We start from the raw sequence: 24,036 nt of genomic DNA, 5'->3' as shown, positions 1-24,036 counted from the left end.
GTCCATGTCACACGATCGGGTTGTCACACGTTCGAGGTAACTCCATTCGGGGATGCCCAAAGGTCCGCCCGGAGTCGGAGGATAGGACCCCTTCACCGTGCTGTTCTCATCCACGACTCGAACGCACATGCCCAGGGGGTAGTCATGACGGCAGAACGCGTGGTCGTTTCCATCGAGGAGGAGGGCGCGCCGCGGGCCGGGGGAAGCCGCGTCGCCACCGGCTGGCTGGTCGAACCGACCCGGGTCGTGGTGCCCGACCCGCCGCCCGGCCTGCTGGACGGCAGCCTCGCCGTCGCGATCGTGCTCGCCGGGGAGGACGAGAGCCCGATCGAACGCATCCCGATGGCCGGGGTGAACGCCGTGCGGCTCGCGGGAGCGGAGTTCGCCGTCCTCGACCTCGCCACGGCGTCGCGGCACGCGCCGAACGCGGTGATGCCCGAGCCGGTCGTGCTGGAGGCCGCGATCGCCGCCCACGGCGGTGACGTGCGCGCGGCGTTCGAAGCCACCGGCGGGCCGGTGCCCCCTGGCGACCGGGCGTGCGCGAAGCACAACATCGTCAACTGCGCTCGTTGCCCATGACGCGGAGCGCCGTCGGACGGGTCGCCGCGGACACCGGGCTCGCCCTGGCGGCGGGCGCCATGGACGTGGTGCTCTACTCGCACGTCCCGCTGCGGCCGGAAGAACCGCGGTTCTGGTTCACCCTGGGGTACCTGGGGGTGATCTTCGTCGTGCTCCTGACGCGCCGCCGGCACCCGCCGGCGGTGTTCGTCGTGGTGCTGGCGCTGGCCGCGTTGGCCGCGCCCGTCAGCGGCTTCGAGTTCCGCCCCGAGATCGTCGTGTACCTCGCCCTGTTCACCGTCGCCGAGCGGTGCCGGGTGCGGGTGGCCGGCGTGGCACTGGCCGGCGCGCTGCTCTACGCGTTCCTCAGCTCCAGCCCCGACTTCGACCTCAGCCGACCGGAAGACTTCGTGGTCGACGTCGCGGCCGCCGCGTACCTGACCCTGCTGCCCCTGTCGGTGTGGGCGACCGGCCGGTGGGTCCGGACCAGCCGGGAGCACACCAGGTCGTTGGAGGCCCGGCGGCAGTTGGAGGCACGCCAGGCCGTCGTCGAGGAGCGTGGCCGGATCGCGCGGGAACTGCACGACGTGGTCTCCCACGCGGTCACCGTGATGGTGCTGCAGGCCGCGGGCGGGCGACGCGTCCTCGACCACGACCCCACCCGCGCCGCGGGCGCGTTCGACACGATCCAGCGCCTGGGCGAGAACGCGATGGGGGAGCTGCGCCGGATGCTGGAGGTCCTGCGCGCCGACGGCGACCCGGCCGAGCCGCAGCCCGGCGCCGCCGACCTCCCGACCCTGCTGGACTCGTTCCGTGCGGCCGGGCCGCACGTCGATCTGCGCGTCACCGGCGATCCGCCGGCGGTCGCGCCCGCCGTGGACCTCGCGGTGTACCGGGTGGTGCAGGAAGCGCTGACCAACGTCACCAAGCACGCGGGCACGGGCGCGTCCGCCGAGGTGCTGCTGACCTGGACCGCCGACCACGTCGAGATCGAGGTGTCCGACGACGGCGGCCACGACGCCACCCACCACCGCGCGCTGTCCACCGGACACGGCCTGTCCGGCCTGCGCGAACGGCTCGCCGCTCTCGGCGGCAGCCTGACCACCGCCCGGACGCCCACCGGCGGTTTCCGGCTCGTCGCCGTGCTGCCGCTCGCGGACTCCGTCGACCCGGTGGCGTACCGGAGATCGACGCAGCCGAGCGGAATCCCCTGACACCGGACGCTCCGCGCACCACCACGACCGAACTCTCTTGCCCCGCAACGGTTCCGGCAGGCGGAACCCTCCACTGAGGAGCTAGGCGACGTGCTGGCGGTGACGCAGGCCGTTGATCAGCGCGGCCAGGGTGTCGGGGTCCTCGCAGCCCACGGTGAACTTGCTGCCGTCGGCGAACACCAGTCGCACGGCCGGGCCCGGGGTGGGCGCCATCGTGGTGCCGTAGCCGTTGAGCATCCCGGCCGTCAGCCAGTCGGCGGTGGACAGGGCGGAACTCGTGGCGTGCTCGACGGCGGTCAGGGGGAATTCGCGTCGGAACAGCCCGATGGCCACGCGCACGGCGTGCTCGTCCACCGACAGCCGGTACCGGCTGCCCGCCAGCGTCACCACCGCGGTGAGCACGGCGACCAGACCGACGGGCGCGAACTCGCCACCCAGCCAGAGCCCGACCACCACCGCCGTGACGACGCCGACCAGCGCCTGCGCCGCGGCGGCCCAGATCACGAGGCGCAGCACGCGTTGTTCGCTCCACAGCACGCGTTCCCCGTCGGCCAGCGGGAGCCGGACGACGCCCGCGGGCGGCGAACCGGCCACGGGCAGACCGGAGGAACGCCGCCCCGCCAACGCGAAGGCGAGCGCGCCGACCGCCAGCACCACCACCGGCAGCCCGACCGCGAGGGGCAGCGGCGGCGATCGCACCTCCTCGGGGCTCCGCGCGTCCAGGGCCGAGGCCAGGACGAGGAGCAGCGCACCGCACAGCGCGGTGACCAGGATCGCCACCACGAGTTGCGTCACGGTGCGCGCCCAGTGCACGGCCGGGGCGGGCAGCAGCCGGGCCAGGAAGAACGCCACCACCCCCAGCAGCCACAGCCCGGCGATCACGCTCAGCCCGACCGTGATCAACGGCTCGGTGGCCAGCGTGCTGACCACCGGCCTGCCGCCACCGCCCTTGTTGGGGATCCGTTCCGGCAGTCTGCCCACCCAGCCCGACACCACCACAGCGGTGGCGGCCAGCACGGCGCCGGGCAGGACGACGAGACCGGTCAGCCACCTCAACACCTGGTTCACGTGAACGCCTTCCTGATCAGGACGACGACCTCGTCGGCGTCCATGCCGATTCGCCGGGCCGCCGCCGCGACCTCCCGCACCGCGTCGGCCAGCCGTGCCCGCTCGTCCGGCGCGGCCGAGGTGACCACCGCGCCACGTCCTCGCCGCAGCTCGATCAGCCCCTCGTCCCGCAGGGTCGCGTAGGCCCGCAGCACGGTGTGCATGTTCACCCCCAGCGAGGACGCGAGCTCCCGGGCGGGCGGCAAGCGCTCACCCGGGCTGAGGGTGGCCCCGATCAGGGCGTTGCGGACGCAGGCGGCGATCTGGTCCCCCAGCGGGGTGCTGCTGGTGGGGTCGACCCGGAAGAGCATGTTCTAATTCTTATAGAACAACTCCTGATTGGTCAACCGGCTTCACGTCCTTCGGCAGGGGGATCAGTCACCGGGGTCGGCGACCAGCAGCACGGGCCGGTGCGCGGCCTTCGGCAGGGTGCGGCTGACCGAGCGGCGCGTCATCCGGCGCAGCGACCGGTGCCGGTGCGTCCCCACCACGATCATCAAGGCGTCCTGCTCGTCGGCCACGGTGACCAGCAGCCGCACCGGATCGCCGTTCGACGCGTGGTAGGTCCAGTTCCCCGGGTGGTCGGCCAGTGCTCCGCGGACCTGGACGTCCAGGTGTCCGAGCGCCTCGCGCGCGTGGCCTTCCCAGACCTCGACCGCGACGTCCGGGTCGATCGGGTAGTCGCGCACGTCGACGCCGTGCACCACGTGGAGGTTCGCGCCGAGGCGACGCGCGAGATCCGCCGCCGTGCGCAACGCGGCCAGGCTCGCCGTCTGGCCGTCGAAGCCGACCACCAGGACCGGTGCCGCACCGCGCCTGGCGGGATCCGCCGCACTCACCACACCACGATCGCGCCGGAAGCTCACGATCGCAGCACGGAACCGCGTCGGGACGCCGCGGCGCTGATATCGTGATCCGACATCGCAGGCCGATATCGCGAACGCCCAGCGAGCGGACGGCCGATGGATCGCGTGGGGGTGGACGCCCGTGAACCAGAAGGCCGCGTGGTGGAAAGCGGATGGTCCCGCCGCGGTGATCCTGATCCGGCTGGCCGTGGGCGCGGTGTTCCTGTCGGAGGGCATCGGCAAGTTCCTGTACCCGGACCAGCAGGCCGCGGGGCGGTTCGCGAAGATCGGCATCCCGGCGGCGGAGTTCTTCGGCCCGTTGTCCGCCATCGCGGAAACGGCCTGCGGGGCGCTGTTGCTGGTCGGTCTGCTCACCCGCCTGGCCGCGTTGCCGATGCTGGTCAACATGGCGTTGGCGCTGGCGTTGACGAAGGTGCCCATCCTGTGGGGCGGCTCGACCGACAAGCCCCAGGCGGACGGTCTGTGGGATATGGCGCACGAGTCGCGCACCGACTGGGCGATGCTGCTCGGCTTGGCGTTCCTGCTCGTCGTGGGGCCGGGCCGGTGGTCGCTGGACGCCTTGGCTGCCCGCCGGTCGACCGTGAGCCGCTGACACCACAGCCGGCCTTATTCCATCCCGGTGGCGATATCGTGTCGCGACATGGACGTGGTGCGGGAATTCCTCCGCGGCGCGGTGCCGGCGCACGTGCTGCACCACGCCGCCGGCCAAGAGGTGTACGGGGCGTGGATGGCCGAGGAACTGGCCCACCACGGCTACCGGATCTCACCGGGCACCCTCTACCCGCTGCTGCACCGGATGGAGACCGCGGGCCTGTTGACGTCACGGGAGCACGTGGTGGACGGCCGGGTCCGCCGGGTCTACACCGCCACCGAGACCGGCCGTGACACCTTGGCGCAGTTGCGGACCGTGGTCGCCGAGGTGGCCGGCGAAGTCCTCGTGCACGACGAGTAGGCGCCTCACGCCTCGCTGATCCGCCGGCCGACCTCCGCCGCCACCTCGCGCAACCAGAGGTGGCCGGGGTCCTGGGTGTGCACCGGGTGCCACCACAACGCCTCCTGCACCGGCACGGCGGCGAACGGGCACGGCAGCGCGCGCACGCCGGGGGCGGGGAAGCGCTCGACCAAGCGCTGCTGCGCCAGGGCGACGCGTCGCGTGCCGGCGACGAGCGGGGGCAGCAGGTGGAACGACGACACGGACACGTCGACCCGGGGGCTGATGCCGAGCATGCTCAGCTGGCGCGTGACCGGTGCGTCGTACGCGCGTTGGTACACCGCCCAGGGCAGGCGCGCGAGGTCGTCGAGGGTGAGGTCGTCCCCGACCTCGGGGTTGTCGTCGGCGACCAGGCACACCCAGCTGTCGCTGAACAGCTCGACGGCGGGGAAGCCGTCGATGACGCCGTGCGGCAGCAACAACCCGTCCACGGTGCTCAGCAGGGTGCCCAGGTTCTCGAGCATCAGCGGCGACGTCTGCCGGAACGTCAGGTGCACGCCGGGCGCGACGTCGTGCAGCTCGCGGGCCAGGGCGACGCCGAACACCGCCGCGCCGTAGTCGGACGAGATGAGCGTGAACTCGCGGTCGTCGGTGCGCGGGTCGAAGTCGGCCTGGCTGCTGAACACCCGTTCCAGCACGTCGCACGCGGTGGCGGCGCGGTCGCGCAGCACCGTGCCCAGCGGCGTCAGCTCGTAGTGGGAGCCGGTGCGGGACAGCAGCGGGTCGTCGAAGTGGCGGCGCAGCCGGGCCAGGGTCGCGCTCATCGCGGGCTGCGTCACGCCGATCCGCTGCCCCGCCCTGGTGACGTTGCGCTCCTCCAGCAGCGCCCGCAGCGCGACGACGAGGTTCAGGTCGAGGCTGGACAGGTTCACCCCCGGGTACCTCCCACTATCCACGCCGTGGATGGAAAGCATCACGAACATTCATTTCCGTGATTCTTTGACGCCGGTCACAGTAGTCCTCACGACACGGGAGGACACCTGATGGGAACACCGCCGCAACCGGTCCGGTTCGCGCTCGGCACCTTCTCCGAGCCGGGGAGCCCGCCGTTCCCCGGCCTGGTGGTGGACGACCGGGTGGTCGACCTCGGTCCCGCCCTGGAGTGGGGGCCGACGTCGACTTTGGACGTCCTGGACCGGTGGGCCGAGGCGCTGCCCGCGTTGCACGGCGTGGCGCGCGACGGCGCGGTGGAGTGGCGTGCGCTGGACGGGTTGCGGGTGCACGCGCCGGTCGCGCCGCGGCAGGTGTTCCAGTCCGGCGCGAACTACCGGCAGCACGTCATCGACCTGGTGGTGGCCCATCGCCCGGCGGACTCCGCCGAGAGCGAGGAGCGGGCGCGGGCGCGCGCCGCCGAGCTGATGGACCGCCGGGCCCGCGAGGACCAGCCGTACGTGTTCATCGGCCTGCCGTCGGCGATCACCGGCCCGTACGACGACGTGGTGCTGCCGTCGTGGTGCGAGCAGCCGGACTGGGAGCTGGAGCTGACCGCGGTGATCGGCACGCCCGCGCACCGCGTGTCGCCCGAGGAGGCGTTGCGGCACGTCGCCGGCTACACGATCGCCAACGACCTCACCGCCCGTGACCTGGTCTTCCGCCCCGACATGCGGGAGATCGGCACGGACTGGCTGCGCGCGAAGAACGCACCCGGTTTCACCCCACTCGGCCCGTACCTGGTGCCCGCGGAGTTCGTGCCGGACCCGATGGACCTGCGACTGACGCTGAAGCTCAACGGCGAGACCATGCAGGACGAGTCCACCAAGGACATGATCTTCGACGTCGCCCGCATGGTCTCCTACGTCTCGCAGACGACCACCCTCTTGCCGGGGGACCTCGTGCTGACCGGTTCCCCGGCGGGCAACGGGATGCACCACGGCCGCCTGCTGCGCGACGGCGACGTCATGGAGTCCACCATCACCGGCCTGGGCGTCCAGCGCACCCGGTGCGTCGCGGAGGGGCGAACGTGAACCGCGCCGACCCCGAGGGCGCCGTCGCCGACGCCGCGGAGGCGTGCTCGAACTGGGGCCGCTGGGGCGCCGACGACGTGCTCGGCACGCTGAACTTCCTCACCGAGGCCAAGCGCCGTGAAGGCGCCGCGCTGATCCGCCGGGGCGCCAGTTTCTCGCTGTCGCAGCGGTTCGACGCGAACGGTCCGCAGAAGGGCTGGCGGCGGCGCACCAACCCGGTGCACACCATGCTGGACACCGGGACCGACGCGGCGGCCGGGCTCCAGGGCTTCCCGCACGGCATCGGCGGCGCGGACGACGTGATCGCGATGCCGTTGCAGTGCTCGACCCAGTGGGACGGCCTCGGGCACATCTTCGACCACGGCAAGGCGTGGAACGGTCGCGACGCGGCCACCACCGTCACGTCCGAGGGCGACCTGGTCACCGGCATCGAGCACCTGGCCGCCCACGTCGCCGGTCGCGGCGTGCTGCTCGACGTCGGCCGGGTCGTCGGCGGCGGCGAACTGCCCGACGGCTTCGCCATCACCGAAACCCACCTCACGGCCACCGCCGAGGCCCACGGCGTGCAGGTCGGCCGGGGCGACATCGTGCTGGTCCGCACCGGGCAGCTGGCCCGTGCCAAGCGGGACGGCTGGGGCGACTACGCGGGCGGACCGGCGCCCGGACTGTCGTTCACCACCGCGTCCTGGCTGCACCGCACGGAGATCGCCGCGATCGCCACCGACACGTGGGGCTTCGAGGTGCGGCCCAACGAGTTCGACCACGCCTTCCAACCCCTGCACCAGGTCGTCATCCCGCACATCGGGCTGCTGGTGGGGGAGATGTGGGACCTGGACGCGCTGGCGGAGGACTGCGCCGCCCACGGCGTGCACGAGTTCTGGCTCACCGCCGCGCCGCTGCCGATCACCGGCGCCGTCGGCTCGCCGGTGAACCCCGTCGCCGTCAAGTAACCGCGAGGAGAAGCGATGACCCGCACCGTGCTCGTCCTCGGCGGTGGCACCGCCGGCAACGCCCTGACCGTCCTGCTGCGCCGCGCCGGCCACGCCGTCGACCTCGTGGAGGCCAAGCCCGACTGGAACGCCACCGCCGGGTCCGGCATCACGTTGCAGGGCAACGCCCTGCGCGTGCTGCGCGAGGTCGGCGTCATCGACCGGGTGCTGCGCGACGGGTTCCCGTTCGACGCGTTGGGCCTCCTCGCCCCGTCCGGCGAGGTGCTGACCGTGCAGCCCGCGGCCCGCACCGGCGGTGACGACCTGCCCGGCACCGTCGGCATGCGACGGCCGGGACTCCAGCAGATCCTCATCGACGCCGTGCGCGCGTCCGGCGCGTCGGTCCGGCTCGGCGTCACCGCCACCGAGGTGGAGTGCGACAGCGGGGAGGTCGCCTTCTCCGACGGCACGACCGGGCGGTACGACCTGGTCGTCGGTGCGGACGGCCTCAACTCCGCCACCCGCCGGCTCATCGGCGTCGAGGAGCGGCCCGTGCCCACCGGCATGGCCATCTGGCGCGCTCCCGTGCCGCGCCCGACCGGTCTGGAGCACACCCAGATGATCTACGGCGGGTCGTGCTTCATCGCCGGCTGCTGCCCCACGGGCCCGGACACCGCCTACGCCTACCTGGTCGAGCGCAACCGCGACCGCGACACGATCGACCCGTCGACCTACGCCGACGAGATGGCGCGGCTGGCCCGGGGCTACGGCGGACCGTGGCCGGAGATCCAGGCCGCGCTGACCGACCCGACGGTGATCAACTACACGTGGTTCGACCGGCTGCTGGTCGAGGGCCCGTGGCACCGGGGCCGGGTCGTGCTCGTCGGCGACGCCGCCCACGCCTGCCCGCCGACCCTCGCCCAGGGCGCGGCGATGTCGTTGGAGGACGCGCTGGTCCTCGCCGAGCTGCTGTCCACTTCGGACAGCTGGGGTGACGGGGTGCTCACCGAGTACCGGGACCGGCGCCACCCGCGCGTCCGCGAGGTCGTGGACGCCTCGGTCCAGTTGGGGCAGTGGCTGCTCGGCGGCGCGCGCGACGCCGACGTGCCGGGGCTGATGGGCCGCATGACGGCGTTGTTGGCGAGGCGCCCGTGACCGGCCCGACTTCGATGGCTCCGACCGTCGACGTGCACGCGCACGTCCTGCTGCCCGAAGTGGACCGGCTCGTCGTCGACGACCCGGGTCACGCCGCCGCACGCCACCTGGACGCCCGCCGCAACGGTCCCGACGCGCTGGCCGTCAGCGGCGCGATGGTCCGCGATCGGCTCGGGTTGCTGACCGACGTCGCGCAACGGCTGGCCGCGATGGACGGCGCGGGCGTGGACGTGCAGCTGGTGAGCCCGTCGCCGTCGCACTACCACTACTGGGCCGATCGCGACCTCGCCCGCGCGGTGTGGGAGACGGCGAACACCGCGACCGCCGAGCACTGCGCGCACGCCCCGGAAAGGCTGCGCGGCCTGGGGTTGGCGCCCCTCCAGCACCCCGACCTGGCCGTGCGGGCCCTCGACCACGCGTTGGGTGAAGGGCTCGTCGGCGTGGAGATCGGCAGCCACGCACCCGGCCGCGACCTGTCGGACCCGGCCTACGAGCCGTTCTGGGCACTGGCCGCCGAGACCGGCGCGATCGTTTTCCTGCACCCCTTCGGGTGCACCCTGGACGAGCGGCTGGACCGCTGGTACCTGTCCAACAGCGTCGGCCAGCCGACCGAGAACGCCGTCGCCCTGTCCCACCTGATCTTCTCCGGTGTCCTGGACCGCCACCCCGGCCTGCGGGTCGTGGCCGCGCACGGCGGCGGCTACCTGCCCACCCACCTCGGGCGCGCCGACCACGCCTGGCGGGTGCGCCCCGACGCGCGGGGCTGCGCCCACCCGCCGAGCCGTTACCTGCGCCGGCTGTGGTTCGACTCCCTGGTCCACGACCCGGACGTGCTGCGCGCGTTGACCCGTGCCGCGGGCCCGGACCGCGTGCTCCTCGGCTCCGACTTCCCGTTCGACATGGGCGCCGACGACCCGGTGGCCGCCCTGCGCGCCGCCGCCCTGCCCGAACCCGACTTCCACGCCGTCCGAGGCGGCAACGCCGCCGCACTGCTCAACCTGGAGGTGTCCCGGTGACCAAGCGATTGCTCACCCACCTGCGGCACGTGGACCTCGCCGTGCCCGACTACGACAAGCAACGGGAGTTCTACGCCGGCGTCTGGGGCCTCACCGAGGTCGCCAACGACTCGGGCCTGAGCTTCCTGGCCGCCGAGGGCTCACCCGAGCAGTACGTGGTGCGGCTGCGCAAGGCCGCGGAGAAGCGCCTGGACCTGGTCGCGTTCGGCGCGGCCACCCCCGCCGACGTGGACGCGCTCGCCGACCGGCTCATCGCCGCCGGCGTCACGCTCATCAGCACCCCGGACCGGCTGGGCACGCTCGGCGGCGGCTACGGCTTCCGGTTCTTCGACGTCGACGGCCGCACGGTCGAGGTCTCCGCCGACGTGGAGGTCCGGCGGCACCGCCGCGTCGAGGAGAAGGAGGCCATCCCGGTCCGGCTCTCGCACGTGGTGCTCAACTCGCCCGACCTCGACCGGACCAGGGCCTGGTACGAGCGGCACCTGTCGTTCGCGCTCTCGGACACCCTCACCTCGCCGCACATGGGTGAGCTCATGCACTTCCTGCGCGTCAACCCCCAGCACCACAGCCTCGCGCTGGCCAAGGGGCCGCACACCGCGCTGCACCACATCTCGTTCGAGCTGCGCGGCGTGGACGAGTACATGCGCGGCACCGGCCGCCTGCTGCGCGCGGGCGTGCGCAAGATCTGGGGACCGGGCCGCCACCTCGCGGGCGACAACACGTTCTCCTACTTCCTCGACCCGCACGGCAACACCGTCGAGTACACCACCGAGCTGGAGTTGCTGGACGAGGACACCTGGCACCCGCACGTCTACGACCTCTCCCGGCCCGAGGTCTCCGACCAGTGGGGCACCGCCAACCCGATGAACGAGCTGGTGGCGCGCGAGTCGTTCAACGACCCCGACCGCGGCTGCTTCGTCGCGCCGCCGGTCTGAGCCATGCGGTTCGCCACCTACCACCACGACGGGCGGCAGCGGGTCGGCGTGCTCGATGACGACGACCTGCTGCACCCGGTCGACGCGGCCACGCTGGTGGACGTGCTCGGCGACCTGCCCGCCGCCGGTGCCGACGCGCTCGCCCGCCCGGCCGGACCGCACGTCTCGGCGGTGCGGCTCCTGGCCCCGCTCCAGCCGCCCACCGTGCGCGACTTCGTCACCTTCGAGGAGCACGTCGAGGGCATGCGCGCGGGAGCCGGGGTGCCCGAGCAGTGGCACGCCGCGCCGACGTTCTACTTCGGCAACCCCCACGCCGTCCTCGGTCCGCACGACGACGTGCCCGTGCCGCCGGGATGTGCCCGGTTCGACTTCGAGCTGGAGGTCGCCGCCGTCATCGGGCGCGAGGGCCGCGACCTGACCGCCGGGCAGGCGGGTGACCACATCGCCGGCTACACGATCTTCAACGACTGGTCCGCGCGCGACCTCCAGGCCGCCGAGATGACCGTGGGGTTGGGACCGTGCAAGGGCAAGGACACCGCCACCACCCTCGGGCCGTGGCTGGTCACCCCGGACGAGCTGGAGCCTTGCCGCGATGCCGACGGCCTGCTGCGACTGGCGCTGACCGCACTCGTGAACGGCGAAGTCGTCGGCTCCGACCTGCTGTCCAACATGAGCTGGACGTTCGAGGAGATGGTCGCCTACGCCTCCCGCGGCACTCTCGTGAGGCCCGGCGACGTGCTCGGCTCCGGCACCTGCGGCAACGGCGGCTGCCTGGCCGAGCTGTGGGGCAGGGGAGCCGAGCGCCGCCCGCTGCGACCGGGCGACACCGTGACCCTGATCGTGGAGGGCATCGGCCGGCTCAGCACCACCGTGGTCACCGGAGCCGGGATCACGCCGCTGCCCCGTGCCCGCCGCCGGTCGCGGACCAGGCCGTGACCGGGTCACGCCGTGCCCGCTGAAGCGCCCGCGGTGCGCAGGAACCTGATGGCGGCCTCGGTGACGCCGACGAGAACGCGGGGGGCCACGATCAGCTCCAGCGCCGGCAACCACAGCGGCGCCGTGCCGAAGAACCCGTACGCGACCAGCGCGACCACCAGCAGGCGTTTGCGTCCCTTGCGTTCCAGGAGACGACCCGCGATCGGCGCCGTCAGACCGATCATCAACGCAAGCGCGGAAATCACTTGTGCTGACCTCGGTTATCAGTCCCGTCGATGGTCGGGGTCGCCGAACGGAAGCCTTGTAACGGGCCGGTGGGATCTCGGCAACCATGTGGTGTGAGCGAGACATTGGCAGACGCGGTGGCGGACCACGTGGAGCCACTCCAGCACCCCCCGCCCCGGGAACGGACAGGCGCCGCCGCCGAGTTCGAGAAGGTCTACCGGGCGCACGTCGGCATGATCACCGCCTACTTCGCGCGGCGCAGCGCCGATCCGCAGACGGTGGCCGACCTGACCGCGGACACCTTCGTCCGGGCGATCACCTCGTTCGGCACCTTCGACCCGGCCAAGGGCAGCCCCCGCGCCTGGCTGATCGGCATCGCGAGCCGGGTGTTCGCGAAGCACTGCGAGGCGCACAGCCAGCGCAGTGACAGCGCGCGGCGCATCGCCGGCCAGCGGCCGCTCGACGCCGACGTCCTGGACGACCTGGTCGATCGGATCGACGCCGAGCAGGCGGCGGGCGCGCTGCTCGCGAGACTGGCCGAACTGCCCCGGCTCGACCGCGAGGTCGTGGAGCTGGTGGATCTTGACGGCCTAAGCCCGAAGGAAGCCGCCGAGGCCTTGGGCGTCTCGGCGGGCGCGGTGCGCATCCGACTGTTCCGGGCCCGAACGAAACTCCGGAAGACGACAGGGATGGAACGATGATGGCCAAGTTCGAGGATCAGCTCTTCGACGATCTGATGCGCAGCCACGGGTCCGCGCTGGACACCGTGCCGGACCGGGTGGCGACCGGGCGGCGCGGGGTCGGCCGCGCACTGGGCATCGGCGGCACGGTGCTGGGCGTGACGGGCGTGATCGCGTTGACCGGCACGGTGCTGTCCGGTGGGGCACCCGCCTACGCGGTCAGCAAGGGAGCCGACGGCGTGGTGAGCGTGTCGATCCGCGACATCACCGGCGTGACGGGCGCGAACGAGGAACTGCGCAGGCTGGGTGTGCGGGCGGTCGCGGTCCCGATCCGCGACGGGTGCGTCGACCTGACGAGCCTGCGGACCGAGCCCTACCAGGGCTCCGGGATCCCCACGTCGGTGGACTCGGTGGACGGGGGCGACGGCACGTTGACGTTCGACGCCGACGCCATCCCCGAGGGCGTCACGATGCTGCTGGGTGCGGCGCAGTCGGCCACCCACGTCACCCTGCTCTCTTCGGTGATCACGGGTGCCGCGCCGGACTGCGTGAGCCTGCCCGAGCCGCTCGTCACCCCGGTGGATCCGTCGACGGGCCAGGGAGTCCCGTCGGGCACGCCCGAGCAGGGCGCGGTCCGGCAGGGCGGCAACTGACAGCGCCGAACCGCCCTGGGAGCGCGTCGTCGCTCCCAGGGCGGTTCGTCGTGGATCAGCCTGCCGGGGATCAGGAAACCCGCGCCTGACGCTTCACTTCAGGTGCCGGGCGAAGAACCGGTTCGCGGCATCCCCCTCGAACCGCGGGACGCCGGTGTGCCCGCCCATGTTGGCGTGCAACGTCTTCTCCTCGGAGCCGAAGGCGTCGAACAGGTCCAAGGCCAACTGCCGGTCGTTCCCCTCGTCGTCCCACTGCAGCAGGACCTGCAGCGGGATGGTGACCTGCCGGGCCTCCGCGAACATGGCGCGGGGCACGAAACTGCCGGCGAACAGCAGCGCCGCCGCGATGCGCGGTTCGACCACCGCCAGCCGGAGGCCGATGGCGATCACCCCTCCCGAGTAGCCGACCGGGCCGCCGATCCCGGGCAGCGACAGGAGGGCGTCCAGGGCGTCCCGCCATTCCGGGACCGCCTGGTCGACCAGCGGGAGGACGAGCCGGTCGACGATCCCGTCGTCGACCGGCTCGCCGGCATCCAGCGCCCGGCGCAGGTCGGCGCGGGCCTCCTCGGCGGCGGCGGAACGGGGCCGGTCACCGCTCCAGGGCAGCTCGATGGTGGCCGCGGCGAAGCCCTCCGCCGCGGCGTGCCGGGCCCGGGCCGCCAGTCGTGGGTACATCGTGGGCAGTCCGCCGGGGTGGCCGACCAGGATCAGCGGGGCCGGTGCGGACGCGGATCCGGGCGTCCACAGGATGCCGGGGATCTCGCCGAGGGTGAACTTGCGCTCGAGGACGCCGTCGTCGAAGCGCTGTTCGGAGGTGAATCGCACGGTGGTGCCTTTCGGGAGTGCTCGTGAACGGCGCTCCCGGACGACCTATCGCCCGACCGTGACCCCGGAGGGAAGCACCCATGTCGACATGTTCACGGGTACCACCTCCTCGATCTCTCGCACGGCCGCCGCGAAGCTACCAGTGGTCGCCGTGGTCCTCAAACAGGTTTGCGGAGGCGCCCGCGGCACGGTGGATCAGGCGTCGGCTGTCGGCAGGGGTTCCGCCAGAACACGCGGTCAGCCGTGGACGTGGACCGGCGGGACGTCGGATTCGGCGAGTGGCGCGAGCCAGGCCGCCAACGCCTCTACCTCGACGGCCCGGCCGGTCGTGCCGCGCACCCGTGCGCTGACGGCCCGCACCAGTTCCGGACGCTGCAACAGACCCCTAGCCGTGTCGTGATCACTCCGCCGGCGCGCCACGAGACCGAGCACGACCCAGGACTGCCGACGGTCGAGCGCGTCCAAGCACATGCGGCGCGCCGCGGCGAGATCGCCGGTCACGTACGCGCGCTGCGCCGCGGACAGCGCGGTGTCGCCGTCGAGCCGCGCCGAGCGGAGGAAGCCCAACTTGCCGTCGAGGCTTCCCGTCCCGATGCCGGTCACCGACGCGGCGCCAGCCGGCTGCTCCCCGGCGATCCACAGCTCCGCCAAAGCGCTCACGTCGTCGTCGTGTGGCAGGAGGTGGGCCAGCCGCCAGTCCGCCCGGTGGTCGATGACCGCTTCGAGAGCGGCCGACCGCACGTCGGGCGGCGCGTCGTCGGTGCACGCCTCCAAGCGATCGACGACGCCGCGCACGAAAGCGCGACCGGCTGGTGTGAGCTCCGGTCGGTCGGTGACCGCCGTCGCGATGTCGTGGGCCTGCCGTCGCCAGTAGGCGAGTTCGAACCACGCCTCGGGGGAAGCCGCGATCCGACACCGCTTCCGCCAGAACTCGGCCACCGCGGAGAAGGCGTAGAGCCCGTGCAGGACGCCGGGCAGCGGACGGGGGTCGTCGCGCCACGCCGTGTAGAGCAGTGCCCCGCGGTCTTCGTGGAGCAGGTCGACCAGATCCAGCAGCCCGGACAGCTTGGTGTGGTGGAACTCGTGCACGAGCGTCTCCGCCAACCGCTCCGACCGGGTGGGACGCGCGAGCATGACCGAGCCGAAGGCCTCCTCGGCGGTGGCACTGGTGAAGCCCGACTCCCGGCGCGTCGACCACGGCACCACCACCGTCATGGTGGCCGCGATCGCCCTCGCCTGGACGGGGTCGTCGTGGACCAGCACGCTCCACGCACCACGCCAGGTCTCGTTCCACAGCTCGACGTCCCTCTTCGCGGGCTGCGTCGGCGCACGGTAGGGCCGCGTCCGCTCGATCCCGCGGAACGGGTCGTGGGAGTCCAACCGGGCCACGGCTCCCGGCGCGGTGAGCACGGGGATCGGGTGCCAGCCCGGCGCAGTCGTGGCGAGGTCGTGCGGCACCCGTACCGCCGCGCCGCGGAACCACATGTCGGAACCCGGCCGGAACACGGCGTGACCGGATTCGGCCGCCGGGAACGCGACGAACCCGATGCCCGGCACCACGGACGTCCCGTCGCGAACCGGCACGGGCACCTCGACGTCCACGCCCGCGACGACCTTCGCCGCGGCGAGCAGGCTCCACAGGTGACCCGCGTCCTGCCACAACGGCGGCGACCCGGTCCCGGTGCCGTGCAGTCGACGCACCAGGCAGCCCAACCACCGGCCCACCTGCGGGTAGAGCAGGACCGAGCGGACCGCTTCGGGCGCGTCGTCGTGCAGTTCGGTGAGCTCGTCCCACGCCCGGTCGGCCGGCGGCAGGGGCCCGGCGGCGTCCCGCCGGTCGCGCAGCAGGCGGACGACCTCGTCGATCAGCAGCACCCGAGGTCCCCACCGGCTCGCGCCCAGCAGCGCGAGCGCCCGGTCGTCACCCGAGCCGAACGCCCGCAGGTCCGTCGACGTCAGCCCGGTCACCCCGGCTCTCCCTCGCTCGGCGGTGCACCGTCCGTGACGTCTTCGTCGTCCTGCGGCTCCGGTTCCCGCTCCACGTGCTCGGAGGTGAAAAGCCTTTCCATGGAACGGAAATCCGGCGGCGGGTTCGACTGGGACTCCGTGCTGGAGTAGTCGTACCCGCCGCCGCCGTCGTGGCCGCCCATGCTGGACGTGGTGGCCTGCGTACGCCGGACCACCCGCCGGGTGAACCGGTCGGTGGTCTCCCGGTCGAGTGACCGGATGTCCTTGATGGACAGGTCGTCGAGTTCCCGCGGGTCCGAACCGTTCACGAGTCAGACCTGTTCTTCCCGGTTGACGAGGGCGACGTGGTCAGGAGGTCGAGCACGCGTGCGCGGTACCACCGGCTCTCCTCGGTCTGCGGGTGCTCCGCGCCCAGCACCGCCTGGCGGGCGGCGGCCACGGCGTCGAACAAGGCGAAGGACTCGTCCAGCGCCTCCAGGTCCAGCAGCACGCACGCCATGTTGTGGCGCGCCGTCAACGTGTCGGGGTGCGTCTCGCCGAGGGTGTCCGAGTTCACCCTCCACACGTCCGTGAACTCCGCCAGGGCTTCGGCGTAGTGGCCTCGCCGATGGAGGACGGTGGCGCGTTCGTGCCGGGTGGCCACCGTGATCGGGTGGTCCTCCCGCAGCCGATCGCCGGTGACGTCGAGGATGGCGGCGAGCGCGCGCTCCGCCCGGTCGAGGTGGCCCAGGTCGCGGAGGTCGCGCGCCCACTCGTACTGCGCCGCGAGGAGCGCCAGGTGCTCCGGGGCGAAGGTGCCCGACGAGGCCTCGATGGCGGTCCGCAGTTCCGCTTCGGCTTCCTCGATCCGTCCCTGGCCGCGCAGTGTCCTGGCGATGTGGTGCCGAATGTCGAGCGCGTTCTGACCGGGGACTCCTTGGTCCGGCACGAGCAGGTTCCTCAGCTCCCGCTCCGCCTCCGCGTGCTTGCCGAGGTTCACCAGCACGAGCGCGCGGAGGTACCGGCTCGCGACGGTCTCCGGGTCGTCTTCGGCCCGGCCTGCCTCGACCAGGGTGCGGAAGAGGTCGTCGAGCACCGCTTCCGCGTCGGTGAAGCGGCCGACCGCCATGAGCGCGCGGCCCAGCCCGCGACGCGCGGACAGCAGGTGCGGGTCGTTCCGGTCGAAGAGCGGCAGGCTCAGTTCCAGGACGTGCTCGTACTCCACGAGCGCGGTCCGGAACTGGCCGTTCTCCAGCAGTGCGCGCGCGTGGTGGCGCCTGCCGTGCAGGGTCTCGGGGTGCGCGGGACCGAAGCGCTGCTCGCGCAGGCTCACCACCGACCGGAGCACGGCCACGCTCTCCTCGAAGTAACCGGCGGTGTAGTGGTGACGGGCGGCCCGGACGCCCAACGCGGTGGTGGTCAGTACCTGGTCGTCGCTCGCTCCCGCCGTGTCGACGAGGAGGCGCACCGCCGCGGTGCAGTGCGACGCCAGCAGGCTCCAGTGCGACCACGTGCCGGGATCGTCCGGGGACAGGCTCGCGGTGGCGCGTTCCAGCAGCGCGGTGACCAGGAACAGGTAGTCGGCGCCCCGGCCGGAGCGGATGCCGGCTCGCACCACCGGGTGCATGTCGAGCGTCCGCCCCGCCTCGCCGGGGCTGATCGTGATCAGCCGCAGCCCCGCGAGCCCCTGCAACGCGTCGCGGAGGCGGCGGTGGGTCAGGCTCGTGAAGCGGTCGTCCGCGCGCAGCACCTCCGGGTCGAGCACCAGCTGGTACGGCAACGAGGTCTCGGCGAAGCAGGAGAGCAGCCGCAACAGCGGCCGGGCGATGTCGTGGCCCTGGGCCACGAGCAGGTCCAGCGACAGCTCCCAGGTGGCGAAGATGTCCCGGCGGGCCTGCTCGGAGCCGTTCGGCCGACCACCCGTGTCCACGGCCACGTCGGGCAGCCGGTGGGCGAACGCGGCGCGGTACGCGGCGAACGTGACGGGTTCGTCCTCGTCGGGCCACACCGCCCTGGCCGTCGTCGCCAGGTAGGAACCGGCGAGGTCGAGTGCCAGCGGCAGGCCGCCGAGCTCCGCGGCCAGCAGCTCGGCTTCCCGCGCGTCACCCGCGTCGGGCGCCAGGTCGAGCAGCACGCGGGCGGCGTCGGGCACGGCGAGCGGATCCACTTCGTGGCACGTCACCCACGGTCCCCAGCGTTCGCGGCGGGTCTCCCGGCTGGTGACGAGAACCGTCCCGTGAGGCGTGCGTGGCGCCCGGAGCCAGCCGGTGCCGTCCGCCGTGGCGCGCCCGGCGGCGGACGCGGTGTCGGGGTCGTCGAGGTTGTCCAGCACCAGCAGCCACGGGTCGGGCAGCACGTCCAGCCTCCGCCACAGGACGTCCGCCGGGTGCAGGTGGTCGAACTCGACGGGAGCCGCGCCCGCGTCCGTCGCCACCGCCCGCAACGCCGCCATCAGACCGGTCGGGTCCGAGGCCGACACCCACCACGTGTACCGGTGGTCGGCCTCGAGCCGGTGGGCGACTTCCAGGGCGATCGTGGTCTTCCCGGTGCCCCCGAGACCGCACAGCGCCCACACGCGCGGCGCGTCGGTCGAGTTCGCCCTGCTCCGCATGCCTTCGATCAGGGCCGCCACGAACGCGTCGCGCCCGTGCAGCCGGTCGGAGGCGACCCGGCGGTGCGGCACGGCCAAGGGCGCGGACGGCGGAACCGGGACCTGCGGCGTGACGGCGAAGTCCGCGACATCACCGGTGGGGTGCACGTGGACGCCACCAGTGATGTCGCGCGCCTGGACCACGACCCGGGCGGAGCCGCTCAGGTCGTTGACGGTGGCATCGGCACGCCGCTCCGGGTCACCGATCAACCGAACCTCATCCCGCGCGCCACCCGGAGCCTCGCGCTGATGATCCCGGACCTCGCTGGATCGCTCTCCGCAGTCCTGCGGAGACCGGACGGACGACCGCCGGGGGCACCGAGGGCGACGCCGAAGCGACCGTCGGCGGCGAATCCGGCCTGCCCGGCGTGGCCTCCACCGGAACCGATCACATCGAAGGGCGCGAGTACTAATCTCACCCGACCTGGTTGCGCGGCGTGGAGGTATTGGGTGCGGGCGTGGTTGGCACGGGCGGGCAAGGCGGGGGAGCGCGAGCAGTGGGCGGTGGCCACCGGGCACACCGGCGGCGGATTCGGTGGTGTGGCCGACCTGAGCGACGCCACCACCCGTGACGAGGTGCTCGCCGCAGTGGTCGTCGCCGAACCTGACGCCAAGGACCAGGCCGCCAGGAACTTCACCGCGCAGCTGTGGGCGCTGCGCGGGCGGATCGGGATCGGCGGCACGTCCGGCCGGTGCACTGGCTGGTGACCGACCTGCCGAGGACGGTGATCAAGCAGGACTTGCTGTACTCGCTCGGGGCCTTCTCCACGATCTGCGAGCTGTCCCGCAACGACGCGGCTTGGCGGATCGAGCAGTTGGTCGGCGGGGGCCGTGATCCAGGCTCGCGCACTCCGACGACGCCGGGCAAGGCCGGCCGGGCGACCAGCGGCGACGGCGAGGCGGCCGACGAGGCCACCGATTCCGCGCAGCTGGGTGTGGACGTCGGGCAGTACGCCACCGACCGGATCGCCAGCCGGCTGATCGAGACCTTCGCGGGCCACCGCCTCGCCGACCTGACCGCCGCGGTGCTGACCGCTGACGGCTTCACCTGCGAGGTGTCCCCGGAAGGCACCGACCAAGGTGTCGACATCATCGCGGGTACCGGGACGCTCGGGTTGGGCGAGCCCAGGCTCGTGGTGCAGGTCAAGTCCGAGGCCGGACCGGTCGGCCTGCCGGTGGTGCAGCAGTTGCAGGGCGCGATGGCCGCCCACGGCGCGATCGGCCTGCTCGTCGCCTGGGGCGGCATCACCCGGCAGGCTCGCCAGTACCTGTCCACGCAGCGTTTCGCCATCAAGGTCTGGGACTCGGAAGACCTGCTGACCCGGGTGTTCCAGCACTACGCCGCGCTGCCCGCGGACGTGCGGGCCGATCTGCCCCTCAAGCAGGTGTGGACCCTGGTGGAGGAAACAGGCTGACCTCTGCGGGGCCGACGGCTCTGGCGACGGTTGGCCGTCGCAGGAGCCGTCGGCCCGGTTCGGTCACAGAGCCAGTCGTGGCCAGGATTCCGTGTCGCGCAACAGTTGCCGGTCGTGTGTGGCGATCACCACGGCGGCCGGGGTGGAGGCGAGGGCGGCGGTCAGTTCGTCGACCAGCGCGGCCGACAGGTGGTTGGTCGGCTCGTCCAGCAGCAACACGTGGGGACGGGTCGCCAGCACCAGCGCCAGGTCCAGCCGCCTGCGCGCGCCGACCGACAGGTCGTCCACCGGTCGACGCCGGTCGTAGCCGTCGAGCAGGCCCAACTCGCCGAGACCCGGCCCCGTGACGCCCGACCGCGCGAGCTGCACGTCGTACAGCTCCGCCGCCGTGCGCCGACCGTGCGGGTCGGACTCCTGGCCCAACCGCCCGACCCGCACCGCCTCGGCACGGGCGACCGTTCCCGCGGTCGGCTCCAGGTGTCCGGCCAGCACGGCCAGCAACGTCGACTTGCCCGCGCCGTTGGGCCCGGTGACCACCAGCCGGTCGCCCGAGTCCAGCGCCAAGTCCACCGGGCGGGTGAGCCTCCCGGCCACGGTGACGCCGTCCGCCCGCAGCAGGGTCGCACCGCGGTGCTCGGGCAGCTCCGGCATGGCGAACCTGGTGGGCGGCGGCGGGACCTCCACCACGTGCGCGCTCAGCTCCTCCTGCCGTCGGTGCACGGCACGCACGAGCCCCGGCGCACGGGTCGCACGCGTGTGCTTGCCGTGCCCCTTGGCGGGCCGCCAGTTGTCGCGCAGCCGGTTCTGCGCCGCGGACAGGTCGTCGGCCAGCCGCTGCCGCTCGGCGACCTGCTCCTCGTGCAACGCCTCCCACCGGGCCCGCTCCGCCTGCCGTGCCTCGACGTAGGCGGTGTAGCCGCCGCCGTACACCCGCGGCCGGCCGTCGCTGGACGGGTCGAGGTCGACCACCGTCGTGGCCACGTCGGCGAGCAGCGCCCGGTCGTGGCTGACCAGCACGACCACGCCCGGGTGGGCGCGCAGCCGTTCGGTGAGGTGGTCGAGCCCGGCCGCGTCGAGGTGGTTGGTCGGCTCGTCCAGCAGCAGCACGGCGTGCCCGGCGCCGAGCAGGCACGCGAGCCGCACGCGGTGCCGCTGGCCGACCGACAGGGCGCCGAGCGGGCGGGTCCGGTCGGCCACGGCGTTCAGCGCGGCCAGCGAGACCTCGACGCGCCGGTCGGCGTCCCACGCGTCGAGCGCCTCCGCCTCGGCGAGAGCGGTGGCGTAGGCGTCGTCCGCGCCGGGACGGTTGTCGGCGAGCGCGTCGGTGGCGCGCTCCAGGCGGCCCAGGACATCGCGCACGGCGGCCAGTTCGAGGTCGATCAGGTCGCCGACGGTGTCGGCGGCGCCGAGCGGGAGCTGCTGGTCGGCGACGCCGATCGAGCCCGCGCGGCGCACTTCGCCGCGGTCGGCGGGCAGGTCGCCGGCGAGCACCCGGAGCAGGGAGGTCTTGCCGCGACCGTTCTCGCCGACCACGGCGACCCGGTCACCGGCGGCGGCGACGAGGTCGACCCCGGCGAGCACGGGCCGTCCGCCGAAGGAGAGGTGCACGTCGGACGCGCGGACGTGCGCCGCGCGCACGAGCGCGGGCGAAAGCTGGGACGACATGAAGGAACTGCCTCCGATGAAGGTGATGAGCAGGAAGGACGACATCCGGTAGCGCGAACCCGCGGTACCGGTGGAGGCGTCGTCCCTCAGAGGAAGAACAGGTGCTGCATCACGTCGACCAGGGTAGGACAAGGCCGGGGCCCGCCGCACGGGGATTTCGCGGGGGAGTGCCTGTGGCCTTGCCGACACGAAGACGAGGTCTCAGGCAAGCCGGGAGGCACGTGCACGGCCGGCCCGTTCCCCGGCGTGGTGGAAGGCCTCGACGACCGCCTGCACCCGCAGTGCGGTAGGGAAGTCGGCCAGGCAGCGCGGGTTCCCGCCGCGCACGGCGTCCGCGAACAGCGACAGCCGGGTCGCCTCGGAACCCCGCGGTCCCGGCACGGCCACCGGCTCCCAGTCGCCGCCGTCGGAGCTGAGCAACTCGCCCCAGTCCCGCAGCAGGTACGAGCGGCGGGTGCCCCACAGCGCCCACTCGTAGCGTTCGGGGCCCGCGACACCGGAGAACGCCGACACGTGCACGGGAACCCGGCCCGCGCGGAGGAACCCACGTGCGGCGACCTCGCTCGCGCGTGGATCGTCGACCGGGATGTCGACACCGACGTCGACCGGGTCCAGCGGCCCCAGCAGGCGATCGGTCAGGTAGAGGAAGTGGGACAGCACCTCGCGGACGAACCCGCCCTGCTCCCGGCCCGCCAGCCAGGCCGCGTCCGCTTGGAACTCCCGCGGCCACCGGGGGAACGACAGCCGGATGTCGATCCCGCCGACCTCGCCGACCTCGCCCACGGCCAGGCTCCGCTCCACTTCGAGCACGGCGGCGCGGTCCGACAGCGCGAAGTTCACCGCGCCGGCGACGCCGTGCTCGGCCGCCGCCCGGACCATCCGACGCCCGTCGGCCAGGCTGACTGCCAGCGGCTTCTCGCAGAACACGGCCTTGCCCGCGCGCATCGCGGCGATCGCGAGATCCGCGTGGAACGACGGCGGGGTGGCGATGTACACGGCGTCGACGTCCGGCGATTCGACAACGTCCCGCGCGTCGGTCGTGAACGCGACGGCCGGGTACGGGGCCCGCACGCGGTCGACGGCGGCCGGGTCGATGTCGGACGCCCGGACCACGGTGAACGCGGGGTGGGCGGCGGCTGCGGCGAGCATCTCGACGCCCATCGCGCCGAGCGCGACGATGCCGAGGCGGAGGGGGTCGGTCCGAGATCGCATGCGCCAAGCCTCGGCGCGGCGAACGGTAACGTCAATCTACAATATCCACATGCGACCGTTAAGCGTTGACTTCATGGACGACCTGCGGCGGTTGCGGGTGCTCCGGGAGTTCCGCGAACGCGGGAGCGTCACGGCCACCGCGGCGGCCTTGCACCTCACCCCGTCGGCGATCTCGCAGCAGTTGGCGAGGACCGCGCGCGACGTCGGCTTCGAGGTGCTCCAGCACGTCGGGCGGCGGGTGGTGCTCACCCCGCGGGCGCACGCGCTGCTCGCCCACGCCGACCGGATCTTCGCCGAGGTCGAACGCGCCCGCCACGAGTTGGACTCGTGGGACGACGGCGTGCGCGGCACCGTCACGCTCGGCGCGTTCCCCACCGCGATCACCGGGCTGCTGCCGGACGTGCTCGACCGGGCCCGCGCCGAACTCCCGAACGTCAGGATCACGGTGACCGAGGCGGAGCCGCCCGCCCTGTTCGACGAACTCGACGCGGGCCGCCACGACATCGCGCTGGCGGTCGCCTTCACCGGCTCGCCCGCCGCGGGCGACCCGCGCTACCACCGCGTCGACCTGGGTTTCGACGAGCTCGACGTGGCGCTGCCGCCCGACCACCCGCTGCTGGAGCGGAAAGCGGTGGCGCTCAAGGACTTCGAACGCGACCCGTGGATCGTCGGCGACGACAAGGGCTGCTGCGGCGCCATCACCACCACGGCGTGCGCCGCGGCCGGCTTCACCCCGGACGTCGCGCACCGGACCAACGACTGGCAGGCCCTCGCCCAACTGGTCGCCCACGGCCACGGCGTCGCGTTGATCCCACGACTCGCCCAACGCGACCTGCCCGCCGCGGTCACCCTGCGCCGGATCACCCCGTCCCGACCGCGGCGGTGGGTGTTCGCCGCGGTGCTCGAAGGCGCCCAGCACTCGCCGCTGATCACCAGGGCACTCGACCTGCTCGCGTCCGTGCGGGAAGAGCAACTTCGCGATTAGCGAGCGCACCGCGCGCCGAACGAACGGATCCGGTCCCCGCCGGACGGCGTCGACTTGGCTGGTTGCCCTTCCCGCGTCCGCACGGTTGGCTTGGCGCGCCGGAGGACG

General features: G+C 73.0%; 26 protein-coding genes. 15 read left to right on the top strand and 11 right to left on the bottom strand.

All coding sequences use genetic code 11. From position 1 onward, the window contains the following. The first annotated feature begins 144 nt into the window (after positions 1-144). On the top strand, positions 145-579 hold the full coding sequence (locus tag ADK67_RS33555) for a hypothetical protein (RefSeq protein ID WP_053720574.1): 435 nt from the start codon (positions 145-147) through the stop codon (positions 577-579). Next, positions 576-1,772, top strand: a complete 1,197-nt coding sequence (locus ADK67_RS33550; protein ID WP_053720573.1) for a sensor histidine kinase — start codon at positions 576-578, stop codon at positions 1,770-1,772. The genes ADK67_RS33555 and ADK67_RS33550 overlap by 4 nt, the downstream gene beginning before the upstream one ends. Positions 1,773-1,853: 81 nt before the next feature. Here the strand turns inward: ADK67_RS33550 and ADK67_RS33545 are convergent, their stop codons facing one another. From ADK67_RS33545 to ADK67_RS33535, 3 genes are all read right to left on the bottom strand, one after another. Continuing rightward, positions 1,854-2,840 (bottom strand): hypothetical protein, encoded by a 987-nt coding sequence (locus ADK67_RS33545; RefSeq protein WP_053720572.1) that lies wholly within the window; start codon positions 2,838-2,840, stop codon positions 1,854-1,856. Beyond that, on the bottom strand, positions 2,837-3,190 hold the full coding sequence (locus tag ADK67_RS33540) for a GntR family transcriptional regulator (RefSeq protein ID WP_053720571.1): 354 nt from the start codon (positions 3,188-3,190) through the stop codon (positions 2,837-2,839). The genes ADK67_RS33545 and ADK67_RS33540 overlap by 4 nt, the downstream gene beginning before the upstream one ends. Positions 3,191-3,253: 63 nt before the next feature. Continuing rightward, the gene (locus ADK67_RS33535) at positions 3,254-3,718 is read right to left on the bottom strand and encodes a universal stress protein (RefSeq protein ID WP_197289738.1); all 465 of its coding nucleotides are present in this window, start codon (positions 3,716-3,718) and stop codon (positions 3,254-3,256) included. A gap of 148 nt (positions 3,719-3,866) precedes the next feature. Here ADK67_RS33535 and ADK67_RS33530 point away from each other — a divergent pair, with 148 nt between their 5' ends. Together ADK67_RS33530 and ADK67_RS33525 are read left to right on the top strand one after the other, a co-directional pair. Beyond that, a complete protein-coding gene (locus tag ADK67_RS33530; protein WP_053720569.1) occupies positions 3,867-4,337 on the top strand; it encodes a DoxX family protein in 471 nt (156 codons plus the stop codon). A gap of 48 nt (positions 4,338-4,385) precedes the next feature. Further along, a complete protein-coding gene (locus tag ADK67_RS33525; RefSeq protein ID WP_231648461.1) occupies positions 4,386-4,697 on the top strand; it encodes a PadR family transcriptional regulator in 312 nt (103 codons plus the stop codon). Between the two features lie 5 nt (positions 4,698-4,702). Here ADK67_RS33525 and ADK67_RS33520 read toward each other — a convergent pair whose 3' ends face one another. Continuing rightward, complete coding sequence (locus ADK67_RS33520) at positions 4,703-5,632, bottom strand: LysR family transcriptional regulator (protein WP_231648460.1); 930 nt, start codon at positions 5,630-5,632, stop codon at positions 4,703-4,705. Positions 5,633-5,719: 87 nt separating this feature from the next. Here ADK67_RS33520 and ADK67_RS33515 point away from each other — a divergent pair, with 87 nt between their 5' ends. The 6 genes from ADK67_RS33515 to ADK67_RS33490 are packed head-to-tail and all read left to right on the top strand — an operon-like array spanning position 5,720 to position 11,671. Continuing rightward, a complete protein-coding gene (locus ADK67_RS33515) occupies positions 5,720-6,700 on the top strand; it encodes a fumarylacetoacetate hydrolase family protein (RefSeq protein WP_053720567.1) in 981 nt (326 codons plus the stop codon). Beyond that, positions 6,697-7,650: a cyclase family protein gene (locus ADK67_RS33510; protein WP_053720566.1), complete on the top strand. Its 954-nt coding sequence runs from the start codon at positions 6,697-6,699 to the stop codon at positions 7,648-7,650. The genes ADK67_RS33515 and ADK67_RS33510 overlap by 4 nt, the downstream gene beginning before the upstream one ends. Positions 7,651-7,665: 15 nt before the next feature. Then, positions 7,666-8,784 (top strand): FAD-dependent oxidoreductase, encoded by a 1,119-nt coding sequence (locus tag ADK67_RS33505; protein WP_053720565.1) that lies wholly within the window; start codon positions 7,666-7,668, stop codon positions 8,782-8,784. Further along, entirely contained in the window at positions 8,781-9,800 is a 1,020-nt protein-coding gene (locus ADK67_RS33500; RefSeq protein ID WP_231648459.1) for an amidohydrolase family protein, read from the top strand. The genes ADK67_RS33505 and ADK67_RS33500 overlap by 4 nt, the downstream gene beginning before the upstream one ends. Then, entirely contained in the window at positions 9,797-10,735 is a 939-nt protein-coding gene (locus ADK67_RS33495; RefSeq protein WP_053720564.1) for a VOC family protein, read from the top strand. Before ADK67_RS33500 ends, ADK67_RS33495 begins: the two co-directional genes overlap by 4 nt. 3 nt (positions 10,736-10,738) lie before the next feature. After that, positions 10,739-11,671, top strand: a complete 933-nt coding sequence (locus tag ADK67_RS33490) for a fumarylacetoacetate hydrolase family protein (RefSeq protein ID WP_053720563.1) — start codon at positions 10,739-10,741, stop codon at positions 11,669-11,671. A gap of 5 nt (positions 11,672-11,676) precedes the next feature. Here ADK67_RS33490 and ADK67_RS33485 read toward each other — a convergent pair whose 3' ends face one another. Continuing rightward, complete coding sequence (locus ADK67_RS33485) at positions 11,677-11,895, bottom strand: hypothetical protein (RefSeq protein ID WP_053720562.1); 219 nt, start codon at positions 11,893-11,895, stop codon at positions 11,677-11,679. 114 nt (positions 11,896-12,009) lie between these two features. Between ADK67_RS33485 and ADK67_RS33480 the strand changes: the two genes are divergently transcribed. Both ADK67_RS33480 and ADK67_RS33475 read left to right on the top strand, forming a co-directional pair. Beyond that, positions 12,010-12,597 (top strand): RNA polymerase sigma factor, encoded by a 588-nt coding sequence (locus ADK67_RS33480; RefSeq protein ID WP_197289737.1) that lies wholly within the window; start codon positions 12,010-12,012, stop codon positions 12,595-12,597. Beyond that, positions 12,597-13,229: a hypothetical protein gene (locus ADK67_RS33475; RefSeq protein ID WP_053720561.1), complete on the top strand. Its 633-nt coding sequence runs from the start codon at positions 12,597-12,599 to the stop codon at positions 13,227-13,229. Before ADK67_RS33480 ends, ADK67_RS33475 begins: the two co-directional genes overlap by 1 nt. Before the next feature lie 93 nt (positions 13,230-13,322). On the opposite strand, the gene ADK67_RS33470 is transcribed toward ADK67_RS33475, so the two are convergent. The 4 genes from ADK67_RS33470 to ADK67_RS33455 form a co-directional block, all read right to left on the bottom strand. Then, positions 13,323-14,054 (bottom strand): hypothetical protein, encoded by a 732-nt coding sequence (locus ADK67_RS33470; RefSeq protein ID WP_053720560.1) that lies wholly within the window; start codon positions 14,052-14,054, stop codon positions 13,323-13,325. Between the two features lie 237 nt (positions 14,055-14,291). Beyond that, positions 14,292-16,022 carry an HEXXH motif domain-containing protein gene (locus tag ADK67_RS33465; protein ID WP_053720559.1) on the bottom strand — a complete coding sequence of 577 codons (1,731 nt, stop codon included), beginning with the start codon at positions 16,020-16,022 and terminating at the stop codon, positions 14,292-14,294. Continuing rightward, a complete protein-coding gene (locus ADK67_RS52875; protein ID WP_053720558.1) occupies positions 16,019-16,330 on the bottom strand; it encodes a hypothetical protein in 312 nt (103 codons plus the stop codon). The genes ADK67_RS33465 and ADK67_RS52875 overlap by 4 nt, the downstream gene beginning before the upstream one ends. After that, positions 16,327-18,861 (bottom strand): tetratricopeptide repeat protein, encoded by a 2,535-nt coding sequence (locus tag ADK67_RS33455; RefSeq protein WP_053720557.1) that lies wholly within the window; start codon positions 18,859-18,861, stop codon positions 16,327-16,329. The genes ADK67_RS52875 and ADK67_RS33455 overlap by 4 nt, the downstream gene beginning before the upstream one ends. Positions 18,862-19,101: 240 nt before the next feature. Between ADK67_RS33455 and ADK67_RS49635 the strand changes: the two genes are divergently transcribed. Together ADK67_RS49635 and ADK67_RS33445 are read left to right on the top strand one after the other, a co-directional pair. After that, a complete protein-coding gene (locus ADK67_RS49635; RefSeq protein ID WP_053720556.1) occupies positions 19,102-19,359 on the top strand; it encodes a hypothetical protein in 258 nt (85 codons plus the stop codon). Further along, on the top strand, positions 19,344-20,066 hold the full coding sequence (locus tag ADK67_RS33445; protein WP_053720555.1) for a restriction endonuclease: 723 nt from the start codon (positions 19,344-19,346) through the stop codon (positions 20,064-20,066). The genes ADK67_RS49635 and ADK67_RS33445 overlap by 16 nt, the downstream gene beginning before the upstream one ends. 63 nt (positions 20,067-20,129) lie before the next feature. Here the strand turns inward: ADK67_RS33445 and ADK67_RS33440 are convergent, their stop codons facing one another. Both ADK67_RS33440 and ADK67_RS33435 read right to left on the bottom strand, forming a co-directional pair. Next, positions 20,130-21,731, bottom strand: coding sequence for an ABC-F family ATP-binding cassette domain-containing protein (locus ADK67_RS33440; RefSeq protein ID WP_053720593.1), 1,602 nt, complete (start codon positions 21,729-21,731; stop codon positions 20,130-20,132). Positions 21,732-21,932: 201 nt separating this feature from the next. Further along, on the bottom strand, positions 21,933-22,943 hold the full coding sequence (locus ADK67_RS33435; RefSeq protein ID WP_053720554.1) for a Gfo/Idh/MocA family protein: 1,011 nt from the start codon (positions 22,941-22,943) through the stop codon (positions 21,933-21,935). Positions 22,944-22,992: 49 nt separating this feature from the next. Here ADK67_RS33435 and ADK67_RS33430 point away from each other — a divergent pair, with 49 nt between their 5' ends. Continuing rightward, positions 22,993-23,928, top strand: a complete 936-nt coding sequence (locus tag ADK67_RS33430; RefSeq protein ID WP_053720553.1) for a LysR family transcriptional regulator — start codon at positions 22,993-22,995, stop codon at positions 23,926-23,928. The last annotated feature ends 108 nt before the right edge of the window (positions 23,929-24,036 follow it).

Origin of the sequence: Saccharothrix sp. NRRL B-16348 (assembly GCF_001280085.1) — a bacterium.
Lineage (GTDB): Bacteria > Actinomycetota > Actinomycetes > Mycobacteriales > Pseudonocardiaceae > Actinosynnema.
This window is presented reverse-complemented; position numbering and strand designations above follow the sequence as displayed.

What these genes read in the sequence shown, in the direction of transcription:
- ADK67_RS33555 (WP_053720574.1), top strand. Translation starts at nt 145, where the DNA reads ATGACGGCAGAACGCGTGGTCGTTTCCATCGAGGAGGAGGGCGCGCCG.
- ADK67_RS33485 (WP_053720562.1), bottom strand. Translation starts at nt 11,895, where the DNA reads ATGATCGGTCTGACGGCGCCGATCGCGGGTCGTCTCCTGGAACGCAAG.
- ADK67_RS33525 (WP_231648461.1), top strand. Translation starts at nt 4,386, where the DNA reads ATGGACGTGGTGCGGGAATTCCTCCGCGGCGCGGTGCCGGCGCACGTG.
- ADK67_RS33430 (WP_053720553.1), top strand. Translation starts at nt 22,993, where the DNA reads ATGCGACCGTTAAGCGTTGACTTCATGGACGACCTGCGGCGGTTGCGG.
- ADK67_RS33505 (WP_053720565.1), top strand. Translation starts at nt 7,666, where the DNA reads ATGACCCGCACCGTGCTCGTCCTCGGCGGTGGCACCGCCGGCAACGCC.
- ADK67_RS33435 (WP_053720554.1), bottom strand. Translation starts at nt 22,943, where the DNA reads ATGCGATCTCGGACCGACCCCCTCCGCCTCGGCATCGTCGCGCTCGGC.
- ADK67_RS33550 (WP_053720573.1), top strand. Translation starts at nt 576, where the DNA reads ATGACGCGGAGCGCCGTCGGACGGGTCGCCGCGGACACCGGGCTCGCC.
- ADK67_RS33490 (WP_053720563.1), top strand. Translation starts at nt 10,739, where the DNA reads ATGCGGTTCGCCACCTACCACCACGACGGGCGGCAGCGGGTCGGCGTG.
- ADK67_RS33515 (WP_053720567.1), top strand. Translation starts at nt 5,720, where the DNA reads ATGGGAACACCGCCGCAACCGGTCCGGTTCGCGCTCGGCACCTTCTCC.
- ADK67_RS33540 (WP_053720571.1), bottom strand. Translation starts at nt 3,190, where the DNA reads ATGCTCTTCCGGGTCGACCCCACCAGCAGCACCCCGCTGGGGGACCAG.
- ADK67_RS33475 (WP_053720561.1), top strand. Translation starts at nt 12,597, where the DNA reads ATGGCCAAGTTCGAGGATCAGCTCTTCGACGATCTGATGCGCAGCCAC.
- ADK67_RS33440 (WP_053720593.1), bottom strand. Translation starts at nt 21,731, where the DNA reads ATGTCGTCCCAGCTTTCGCCCGCGCTCGTGCGCGCGGCGCACGTCCGC.